Genomic DNA, 8,809 nt, shown 5'->3' with positions numbered 1-8,809 from the left:
TCACACTGTTAAGGGCCACCCGGCAACGGGTGGCCCTTAACATTTGTGCCCCCCCTTTTTTCCGCATTCTCCCGGTTGGCCGGCGGAGGCCAGCCGGCGATGGTGCACCCTCGGTGCGCCGCGGGTATGAGGCGTATTGCGACGGCTTGAGGGCGATCGCTTGTGGAGGCTGTACCAGCCACCTGGCCGGCATGCCTTTGGCTCCAGGAGCTCTTCGCGTCCGCCTGCGGCCCCGCTAGGTGCCTGGCCGACGCGTCCACTGCGCGCTCGGCACCCGGCTTCTGCGTCGGCGTTCTGCGCTGCCGCTGACGAATCGTCGCAGGGGCGCGTGCCGGCCGTGGCATGTGAAGGCTGCAGGATGACCGCCGCGTGCCGAGGGCTGCGCGTGCGGAGGACCCGCGCCGGCGAAGGACCCGCGCCCGGCCAAAGACCGCGCGTGCCAAGCGCCTGCGACTGCCAAGGGACCTGCGCGTGCGATTGCTCCATGGCCGGGACTGTGTGGAGCCGCTCGGAGCAGGGGTGAATGCGGCCGTGCCCGCGGCGGTGGTCCGATTTCGCGCGGACCACCGCTATGCGCAGTTGTGTGCCTGAGTGGCTATCAGACCATCCGCCTGCCGCCTGCCGCCTGCCGCCTGCCGCCTGCCGCCTGCCGCCTGCCGCCTGCCGCCTGCCGCCTGCCGCCTGCCGCCTGCCGGTGCGGCAGACAGCCCGCCCCGTATTAGCGGACCGCTCGGCCGCTGAGTGCCGTCGCGGGAAGCGGGGGGCGGAGGGTGGCGGGGTTGGTGTTGTGGAGGTGGATTAGGAGGTTGTAGTTGGGAGCCAAGGCGACTTGGTACAGGGGTTCCGGCCAGGTTAGGCCGATGTTCTTGGTGGGGCGTTGTTGGTGGAACCACCGGGTGGCCGGGGCGGGAAGGGTGCGGAGGTCGAGGTAGTAGGCGTCGTACCTGACCCTGTCGAGGGTGTGCTCATTGCTGCCGGGCTCGGACGGCCCGGCGGAGAAGACGCCCCACTGACCGGTGTCCCGGTGGCGGGCGTTGAAGGTGCCGTGGTCGAAGGTGAAGCCCGCATTGACGTACCGCCGGCCCAAGGCGTCCCGAAGGAACTGACCCTGAATCTTGGGATAGGCCGCGCTGTTGTCGGGGACGTACCCGACGTGGCCGTTGTGAGCGGACAGCAGGACCTTGCGGCCCGTCTGCTGGTACCACCATGCGGTGTTCGCAGCCATGGCCTGGTCGCGATAGCGCATCGCCCTCGGCTCCTCCGCGGGGTCGCTGAAGCGGAAGGCCAGGAGTCTCGTCGTCTGCATGATCACCCGGGCTTGTTGGAGTAGCCAGCGGTCCTTGCTGGATCGCGCGAGCGCCGAGTAGGCCCGTGCCGCCTTGGTCGCCGTGGCTTCGCGTTGGCTGTCTGGCCGCGCCAAGTACGCGTTCATCCAGGTCTCGACGTTGGTTGTTGCTGGGCGGAGGTCGGCGTACAGCTGGGAGTATTGCGAAGACACCGGGTGGCTGGTGCGGAGTAGCGGGCGGAAGACCTCGGCGCCGGCGTACGTGGCGTCGTTGCCGCTGAAGATCACCTTGCGGGCGTGGGTGGCGTTGTGGGCGCGCATCCACTTCACGAGGGCCAGGTGCTCCTCGGTGTTCCAGAGCACGAACTCCTCGCGGAGGATGCGGCTGGGGTCGCCCTTGCCGTTCAGCACGTACTCGTTAAGCCGGAGGCCACTGCTCCAGGCGATCTCGAGGGAGAAGACGGTGAACCCGCGCTCCTCGACCAGAGTGCGGAAGAGCTTGTGCTTGAAGGCGAAGAACTCGTGTGAGCTGTGGGTGGCCTCGCCTACGCCGACAACACCTGCATTGCCGATCATCTGAGTGAAGGCGCGCAGGTCATGGCTCGGGCTGTTGGCCTCGACGGAGGTCAGCTTGTGAGCGTGCCGGTTCAAGGCCGGCACCGGATCGGCGATGGGGGAGTCCCGCGCGGCGGCAGGCAGTGGCGCGCTGAGCAGCGGCGCGGTGACCAGCGCCGCGGTGGCGAGAATGATCAGGGTTGCCAACGATTTACGCATGACAGCAGCCTCGCGATCGCGCCGCGTTGCCACACTGACCTCCGCGCCCACCTCGAGGTAGCGCGTGCGCCACCTCACTGTCGCCGAGGTAGCGCGCGCCACCTAGGCGATAGTGGGGCCAGCAGCGAAGGTCAGGAGATTTCGGGCATGATGCCGACGAGTGCGGCGGCGGCGCAGATGTGGACCGGCGAGAGCTCAGCCGGGCTGACCGGAGCCTGCAGCAAGGTGCCACGCTCGAACGGCAGAATGTCGATGTCCACGCCATCGGCGCCGGTGACCATGCCGCGCACGTAGGTGAGCCAGCCGATCATCGGAATACCGCGGCGGAAGATCCCGGCCTCGGCGGCCAGGTCCGTGTCGGCGATGCTGGCCCACTCCGGTTCCCAGATGCTCACGACGGCCCGCAGGACCTGCGCGAATCGCTCGGAGTCGGCCAGGGCGCTCTCGTCACTCCAGTGCAGCGTCAGCTGATCGGTCGCCGGCCCGTCCGCACCTGCGGACAGATCGAACAGCCACGGCAGGTCCCCGCTGCTCTGCAGGTGGAGGCGGGTGACTCCGTTGACTCGGGTGGCACCCGCGACCAGCTTCTCGATCGGGCCGGTGGTCTCGACGGTCAGGGCGTCGACGCCGAAGCGGTCGTCCTGCGTCCAGGAGGAAGCCTCGGGAAAGGCGACCGCCACCGCGGTCAGCGTGGCGGAGACCCGGGCGGCGATACTCGCGTCGTTCCGGCCGGTCCATTGGGCACGTAGGAGCCAGGAAGCCATTTCACGCCCTCCGTTCCGGCTGGACCCTGATCGGCGAGGGCCGTTCACCACACATTCGCCGTACCGCGGTGGGCCGAGACAACGACGGCCACGGTGCACTAATGGTGGGCCTCACCGAAACAGTGTGAACGCATTCCGGGTCAAACGCACAATTGGTCAACTGTCAACATTATCTTGGCCAAGTGGTGAGACCGTCGTCCGGCAATCTCTACCGCTCGACTGGACCACATCGCGGCCCGGGCATCAAGACCGGAGGCCGGCCCACGGGGAAACGAGAGGATAACGCTGTCCGACGTCGGCTGACTAGACCTCAGCGAAGCCGATCTGCGACAGAGAGTCAGGACAGGACCGGCTCCTCGATCTCCAGGATCGGGGTAGACCCGCGGTAGGACTCGAGCCACTCGCGCAGCAGTTCGACCCGGTCGCGGTTGTCGTCGTTGCCCTTCACCACCGGCGCCTGGTTGTACGCCATCGTGTCCGAGCTCCGCCGCAGTTTGACGTAGAGGCGGGATGAGGACAGGGCGTACCGCTCCATGTCGTCCTGCAGCGCGCCGATGACGGTGATGTTCCGGTCCCGGCCGATCTGCTCGAACAGGGCGACGGCCTCGCGCCGGTGCTGGCTGCCGAGGTTGCGCCCGAGTTCGTCGAGAATGAGCAGCAAGGGCCGATCACTGCCACCCGCCAGGGCGGCGGCGCAGACCAGTTTCACGGCCTTCTCGTCCATCTGCGCGGTGTTGCCCTTGACGTTGAACGCCGAGAACGGGCCGCCTTCGGAACGACGCCACTTCGGTGTGACCGTCCACCGCCACGGCTTGTCCGGCTCGGAGGGCGGATCCGGCTCGGGGAATTCCAGCTTCGCGCCGTAACCGCCGTACGCCTGGTCCAACCGGTCGAACTCGGCCGACACGAGTCGCAGGCGGGCCTTGATGCCGTCGGCGAGGGAGGCCCGGTGGGCGCGGGCGGTGTTCTCGGACTCGTCCAATCCCTCCCGGGCCCGGGCGAGGGCGGCATTGCGCTCGGCCCGCTGGCTACTGATCTGGCCCTGCTGAATGCTGTCGAAGGTCTCGTGCTGCGCAAGGTGGCTGTTGAGCGCCCGAAGCAGTGCAGGTACTAGACCGACTCGTACGCCTAGTGTCCCGCTGGTCCAGCCTTCGGGCCCGTTGAGGATCTCCGAGAGCTCGGACGGGATCTCCTGCGACTGCGAGCGCATATTCGGGAAGCAGCGTCGTACGACGTCGTCCAGTTGCGCGCTCGTGTAGTGGTTCCAGTCCGCGGTCGTACGGCGTTGAGCTTCGTCAGGCAGTTCCAACAGGAACGCCTGCGCCGCCTCGGCGGAGTCGCCCCAGGCGGTTGAACGGCCTTCGAGATCTAGATCCGTCTGTTCCGCCACCAAGTCGAGCCGACGGCGGCGAAGCTCGTCGAGGATCCGGTCGTGCTCCTTGCGAGTCGCCTCGAGGTTCTTGAGTCGTTCGTCCCGTACCAGCTGCTGGCCCGCGGCGGCCTCTGCGGATTCCTTGGCGGCCTGGAGCTTCGGTGCCAGCTCGGCCCGGTCCTGCTCGTACCGGTCATTCGACTCGCGCAAAGCGAGGATCTGCTCCTGTACGTCGGCCGCGGAGGCCAATGCCTGCGCAGCGGCCGTACGGCGCGACGCCTGCTCTACGCGGGCCCGGGCCTTCTCCAGCGCCTCGAACGCGCCGGAACGGGCCTCGGTGGCCGCAGCCAGCCGACGCCGGGCGGCCTCGATCCGGGCGGTCCTACCGGTGAAAGGTTCATCGAACTGTCCGACGGCTACAACCCCGGCCGGCTCGTCGATGAACTCCTTGGCGGCGCGAGCCTCCAACGCGGCGAAGAACGCGTCGAGGTTGAACCGCTTGTCCGCACTCGCCGGGCGGCCCTTGGCAGCTTTACCCGGGCGATTCGCCAGTACGAGCAACCAACCGGCATAACCCGCATCGGCGAGGGCCTCGGCAGCAAGCACGCTGTCCTCGGCGGCAACGACCAATGCCTCCCGGTAGGGCGCAAGCCGTGGTTCCCACTCGGCCCGGTCTCCGGACTTCAACTCGGTGATGTCGGTTAGACCGGCGCATCCGATGCCTGCGGCCTGGAGGACCTGCTGCTGCGGAGCAGCGACGGTCTGACCGCTCTCGGCTTCCTTGAGCTCCGCCGTGGCTGCCTGGACCGCGGCCCGGGCAGCATGCTCGCGACCGATCTGCTCCTCTAGAGCGGCTCGGGCCTCTTCCTGCTCGGCGGCGGCCGCATCCAGGTCCCGGCCGTCGGCAGCGCGCCCGGTGTCGTTGAGCTTGCGTTGTTCCTGGCCAAGGCGTTCGAGCGATTCCCGGACCGAACGCTGTGCGAGATCCAGCTCGCGGTCGCGAGCGTCAAGCTGGTCTCGCTCCTGCCGGGTGAGCTGGACGTCCCGCAGCAGATTCTCTTCGCTGCCGAAGGCCTCGAGCTCGGTGTCGACCGCCTCGCGCTTGGCCTCTTGTTCGGCCACGCGCAGCTCTAGCTCGCTCAGCTCGTGCAGGATCTCGGCGTTGCGCGCGTCGCCGTCGACCAGGTGCCGGGCGCAGCGAGCGGACCAGGCCTCGCGCGCGTCCGCGAGCGCCGTACGGGCGGTGGCTCGTTGCTGGATGCCTGCCTCGACGGCGGCCATCTCCTGCTCCCAGCGCTGGAGGTCCGCGGCGGCCTGCCTGGTCGCCTCGCGCTGGGTGTGCTCGGCGGAGCGGTGGGTCTGCTCCTGTTCGAGCTCGTGGTCGAGTCCGGTGAGGGTGGCGATCGCGTTGAAGATGCGGGCCGGGCCGAGTTCGTTGAGCGGTTCGGCCAGCAGGTTCGCCGTGGGGCTCGAGCGGACGGACGTCGACAGGAACGAAACACAACGAACCTGACCGCCATAGAGCACGGTGGACAGCTTGTTCGCGTGGAAGTCGGTACGGCCGTTCGAGTGCGGCAAGGCGGCCCACAGCGCGTCAGCGCCTGCAGCCCGCTCAGCCTCGGTGGCGCCGTACGGGACGTGCAGGCCATTCTTCCAGCGCAAGTCGATGTACGAGGCCTTGCGGTTGATACGGATCCACACGGTGATCGCAGCGGCTTCGATCTCCTCCAGGACGGTCAAGTCCGGGTCGGAGAAGACGCCAACGATGTAGCCGCGGTCGACGTTGGACCAGCTGCCTTCCTGGCCCGCGGCCTCGGCAGTGAACAGGAGTTCGGCCGCGCCGGGGGCACCGCTGGTGAGCCGCCACTGGTCGTCGGCGTGCAGCAGGCTCAGCGCGGCGATCCAGGACGACTTGCCGGCGCCGTTCGAGTCGACCGGCCCTTGCCCGGCGACGGTGACCAGACCCTGGCCGACCATCGGGATCGGGTGCGTGGACAGCCGGGACAGGTCGACGACCTGGACGCCGATCAGCACCTTCGAGCCCAGGATGTCGAACGGGCCGTCCTCACCCGGGCTACTGGTGGTCGAGCTCATGAAACCCCCGTGGAATCTTGTTCGGTATCAGGAGCGGATCCGGTTCGGGCCCGGATAGCGGCAGCGATTGGGCTGGCCGGAGCTGCTGCGAGGATCAGCTGGTCTTGGAGGCGTCTACGCGCCGCAGGAGTCAGCCGTTGCAGCTGTGGGCCGGGCACGTAGCTCGGACCACCTGAACGGTCTCCAGCTAGTTGAACCAGTCCAGCCGCCCGAAGCCGTTGCAGGGCCAGGCGTCGGTCCTCGCTGCTGATCTTGGCTGTACGAAGCTCGTCCACCGTCGTCGGGCGTGCGGACTTCCAGCTGTCGCCGGTGAGTATGCCTTCGCTACGTGGGATGGCGACAGAGTGGACGAGAACGAGGACTAGAACGGCTCGATCCACGGCCGACAGCGGCTGCCAGCCTTGCGCGGTCAGGGTCTCCGCAACCTCGTCTAGGTAGCCCGAGGTCCAGTGGGTGCCGTCGACGTGCACAAGCGTCCGGCCGATCAGCTTCAGCATCTTCTGGACCTGGCGGCGCAAGGTGACATCGCGCAGTCCGGCGAGCTGCACCTCTGCGACCGGGTGGGCGGCGTACTGGACCGCGCTGAAGGCTGCAAGCACTTCATCCCGGCTGCGATCGCTCAGGTCCGCTAGCAACGGATCGAACAACCCATGCTGCTGCAACTCACTCATCCAACTCACCCCCCGAAGCAACCGAAGCAACCGAAGCATCCGGCAGGGGATCAGCAGGCGGCGGCTCGGGAGCCCGCGGAACCAGGACCGCGGCCGGCGGCTCGGGCAGAACCCGGCAGACCTCGCGCAGCCCAACCAGCTGAGCAGGACCCCACCCGATCACCCGAGGGCCTAGCCGCACTTCGCCAGCCTTCTCGTTCCACAGCAGCCAGCCGGTTCCATTGAGCCGTCGCAGGCCTCCCACGATCAAAGTCAGATCACTCGACTGTTCGGCCCGCCCACGCAATCCGGCGTACACCGCCTTGATCTGGGCCAGCGTCGCGGTCGTACCCGGCCAAGCGGGCTCACTGCGCTCACGCCAGCAACAGGCAACACAGATCGCTAGTACCCGGGCAGTCTCGTTTGGCTGCTCCACGGCCACCGGGGGAGTACCAAGTTCCTCAAGCACTCCATGCCCGGCACCCGCGGGCATAGCCGGAACGAGCCAGACACTCGACCCATCCGGCTCAGGCGCGCGGATCATCCCGGCGACGGGCGGCGTCGCGGGATCGACCTGCTGCACGCCGGCCGACTGGACCTTCGCCCACCACAACGCGTCGTATGACGTACTCATGAGGCCCTCCGCCGGAACGAGCCCTCGGTGATCCAGGGAGTTCCCGCGGCCGGGTCGATCCGCATCCCGTCGGTCCAGACCAGTTCGTACTCGAGTTCGTCGTGCAGATGGGCGGCCGTCAGTTCCGCCAGCACCCGGCGCGCGGTGATCCAGTCGCCCGCGGCGTCGACCACCTCGGTCACGCTGACCTCGTCCCGCCCGGCCAGGACCCGTTCGGCCTCGGCGCGCAGGTTCTCCCGGTCGATCGCGGCGGACGACTCCGGCGCCTCGGTGTCGTCACCGGACGAACGCGGCGGAGCCAGCCGGGCGGTACCGGTCCGGCGGCCCGACTCCACCGCCTCCAGCAACGTCTCGGGCGCGAAATCCGGCGCGGCCGCGTCGAAGAGCAGCCCGTCGAGCACGCCCGCGAGCACCTCGGTATCGCTGCCGCGGGTGAAAGTCAGCCAGGTCTCGATCGGCAGCAACCCGAGCGCACGCGTCGTACCGGCGCGCTCGACGAGCCGTCCCGCGGCCGTCTGCACGGCATCGGCGTACGCCGCGAGCGACATCCGCAGCGCGGTGCAGACGCGGTGCAGTTCGGGCCACCGTTCGAGCACGATCCGGTGGACCTTCTCGGCCTGTTCGATCAGGGTCTCGTTGCCCCAGGCGAGCTGTGCGTTCTCCCGCAGCTGCGCGGCCGTGCTGGTGGCGACCAGGATCGCGAGCTCGTTGCCGAGCAGGCGGAAGACCTTGGTCAGGCGTTCGATCGAGGCCTGGCCTTGTTCGGCGGTGGCCTTCGGATCGCTGACGCTGTGGTGTTCGAGCGTGAGCAACTGGTGCAATTCCGCCTGGCCGCCCTGCACCGACATCCGGCGCAGGAACATCAGCATCACGTACGGCGCGAAGGCCGCTCGGTGGCGCAGCTCGTTCGGCCGGTCGACCAGCTTGGTGATCGCGCCGTACTGCCGGAGTACGTCGAACCGCCGGACCACCACATCGTGGTCGTACGAGCCGCAGGCCGCGGTCGCCTGTTCCACGGTGAGGCCGTCGCTACCGGCCTCGGCGAACGCGTCCAGAATCGCCTGGTCGACGTCGAGCAGATCCGGATCGACGATCATCGCGCCGGCCTCGCGGGCAAGCACGGCAAAAACCTGGCGGTAGACGCGCAGGACGGCGGCCTCGGCCTCGGCGTCGAGCAGCGTCGCGTCCATCCATCTCCTCCCGTGGGCCCAGCGACCGCATTGCCGCGGCAGGCGC

At 68.4% G+C, this 8,809-nt stretch carries 6 protein-coding genes; all 6 read right to left on the bottom strand.

The features are described from left to right. Positions 1-718: 718 nt before the first annotated feature. The gene (locus ACFFGN_RS20270; protein WP_380049906.1) at positions 719-2,059 is read right to left on the bottom strand and encodes an erythromycin esterase family protein; all 1,341 of its coding nucleotides are present in this window, start codon (positions 2,057-2,059) and stop codon (positions 719-721) included. Positions 2,060-2,190: 131 nt separating this feature from the next. Beyond that, entirely contained in the window at positions 2,191-2,823 is a 633-nt protein-coding gene (locus ACFFGN_RS20265; protein ID WP_380049903.1) for a hypothetical protein, read from the bottom strand. A 337-nt stretch (positions 2,824-3,160) separates the two neighbouring features. Then, entirely contained in the window at positions 3,161-6,289 is a 3,129-nt protein-coding gene (locus ACFFGN_RS20260; RefSeq protein WP_380049901.1) for a coiled-coil domain-containing protein, read from the bottom strand. Next, complete coding sequence (locus tag ACFFGN_RS20255) at positions 6,286-6,960, bottom strand: hypothetical protein (protein WP_380049898.1); 675 nt, start codon at positions 6,958-6,960, stop codon at positions 6,286-6,288. The genes ACFFGN_RS20260 and ACFFGN_RS20255 overlap by 4 nt, the downstream gene beginning before the upstream one ends. Next, positions 6,953-7,573 (bottom strand): hypothetical protein, encoded by a 621-nt coding sequence (locus ACFFGN_RS20250; RefSeq protein WP_380049895.1) that lies wholly within the window; start codon positions 7,571-7,573, stop codon positions 6,953-6,955. The genes ACFFGN_RS20255 and ACFFGN_RS20250 overlap by 8 nt, the downstream gene beginning before the upstream one ends. Then, positions 7,570-8,763 carry a hypothetical protein gene (locus ACFFGN_RS20245; RefSeq protein ID WP_380049893.1) on the bottom strand — a complete coding sequence of 398 codons (1,194 nt, stop codon included), beginning with the start codon at positions 8,761-8,763 and terminating at the stop codon, positions 7,570-7,572. Before ACFFGN_RS20245 ends, ACFFGN_RS20250 begins: the two co-directional genes overlap by 4 nt. Positions 8,764-8,809: the final 46 nt, after the last annotated feature.

Origin of the sequence: Kribbella deserti (assembly GCF_042434725.1) — a bacterium.
In the GTDB taxonomy this organism is placed as follows: domain Bacteria; phylum Actinomycetota; class Actinomycetes; order Propionibacteriales; family Kribbellaceae; genus Kribbella; species Kribbella deserti.
This window is presented reverse-complemented; position numbering and strand designations above follow the sequence as displayed.